Here is a 1,631-nt window from a genome sequence, read left to right as displayed (position 1 = left end):
CCCATACCGGCATGGAGCAAATCTTCCCAAAAGCAAAGTGCCTTCAAACGCTCTTCACAGCGCCTTTTATGCGCCTTGGAAAGCCCCTCATAACGCACCCAAATGCTTGTCTTTTGATCGCTTTTCTCTGTCTTTTCTTCTACACAAACCGCACCAACAACGCCGCCCGTGCCCCCTCCGGCAATAAGGAAATGTGAACCTCTACAATAGGTCGAGAAACCCCTTTAACTTTACGTGTCAAACCACTTTGATGACGCCATTTCGTCGACAAAATCTTACGCAATCCACCTTTACTTTTCGGCAACCCTGGCAAAGCTGCTTCAGCCAATTCGGCAATAGTAAACCATTCCTTCATGGCTGCCCCCTTTTAATGCGAACCGGCGTTGCACGCATGGCTTTCAATCGCGCTGCAATCTCCCGCTGTTCCTGCTGAAGCCGCGCAATTTCTGCTAAACGTGCCTCATCCCCTTGCAACAGCAACAATCCATCTTCACTCACCACCTCATCCCAAAGCCAAAATGCCTCTGTCGCCCGCACAAATGCCTTAAACCGCGGCAGGGAAATATCCACCTGCTTACTTTCCGCAACATAAGCATCCAAACTCGCCTTACTTAAACACCCAATCCCTAAATAATGCGCCATACGCTCCGCAATCACACTGCGCTCATGCCGGCATTCTCTCAAAGCACGCGCCATCGCTCGCTTAATGCGCGAGCGAAACCGCCCTAAATCAATCTGCGCAACGGGTTCGCGGCAAGGAAAAACCGGCTTTTGAAAAAAATCAAGCTGCCCGCAACCATGCCTCTTCATGACAGCACCTCCCCAGATTGCTTGTTCAAATAATCATAAAACCGCGCCTTTGTCTGCGCATCTGCTCTCTGCCACACCCCTAATAACTGCGCAAAAATCCGTTCCTGTTCATTAATTTGCGGAGGCGTATTAATCCCATTGACCAAATCAACAGCCCGCCGTAAATCCCCCTCAACCTGTTGCAAAGCAATTGCCACACGCCGTTGCGCAACCGGCTCCATCTTCGCCAACTTCAACAACTGCGCTTGGTTATCCGCCAATGCCGTCCCCCGCAAAACAGAACGCAACTCCGGCTGTAAATGCTGAGCAATTTTCGTTAAATAATGCACTGCACGTTTCGATAAACCAATACGATCTGCCACATGTTCAGCAAAAGGGTAATGTTTACCCAATTGCTCTTCATCATGCAATTGTGCAATGTTTGCACTATTGCTCATTTTAGCAATAGGATCAACTTGTCCCAATTGCTCACCACCGATCAAAGGGACAAGTTGTCCCTTTGATTTTCCATCCCCTTCACACCCAGTTTCATTATGCTCTGAAGAACCATCATTTGGCAAAGGTGCAAGTTGCACCTTTGCCACTTTGTCCTTTGTATATTGATTACTACCATCCCCACCAACCTTAATTTCCCCAAACTTCTTTTCCCACAATTCGCGGTAAGTCTGGACAAACAAAGCACGGTCAATCACCGACAATTCATTACGAAACAGATTCTCCGCAACTTCTAAAAGCGCAGCATTGTCCTTATCAGCCTGCACCACAACGGCATCAATGTCACTATAGCCCAAAAGCTCAGCAGCACGAAGCCGATGCGCTCC

3 protein-coding genes are annotated in these 1,631 nt (G+C 48.6%); all 3 read right to left on the bottom strand.

What is annotated here, in order from left to right; genetic code table 11:
• Window positions 1–139: 139 nt before the first annotated feature.
• Window positions 140–355, bottom strand: a complete 216-nt coding sequence (locus tag ACFINZ_RS09505; RefSeq protein ID WP_375701400.1) for a DNA-binding protein — start codon at window positions 353–355, stop codon at window positions 140–142.
• Window positions 352–810, bottom strand: a complete 459-nt coding sequence (locus ACFINZ_RS09500) for a hypothetical protein (RefSeq protein WP_317992576.1) — start codon at window positions 808–810, stop codon at window positions 352–354. Before ACFINZ_RS09500 ends, ACFINZ_RS09505 begins: the two co-directional genes overlap by 4 nt.
• Window positions 807–1,631, bottom strand: an 825-nt coding sequence (locus tag ACFINZ_RS09495; protein WP_375701399.1) for a ParB N-terminal domain-containing protein, incomplete at its 5' end; no start/stop codon positions are given. The genes ACFINZ_RS09500 and ACFINZ_RS09495, both read right to left, overlap by 4 nt.

It is taken from the genome of Bartonella sp. AA81SXKL (assembly GCF_042196945.1).
In the GTDB taxonomy this organism is placed as follows: domain Bacteria; phylum Pseudomonadota; class Alphaproteobacteria; order Rhizobiales; family Rhizobiaceae; genus Bartonella.
This window is presented reverse-complemented; position numbering and strand designations above follow the sequence as displayed.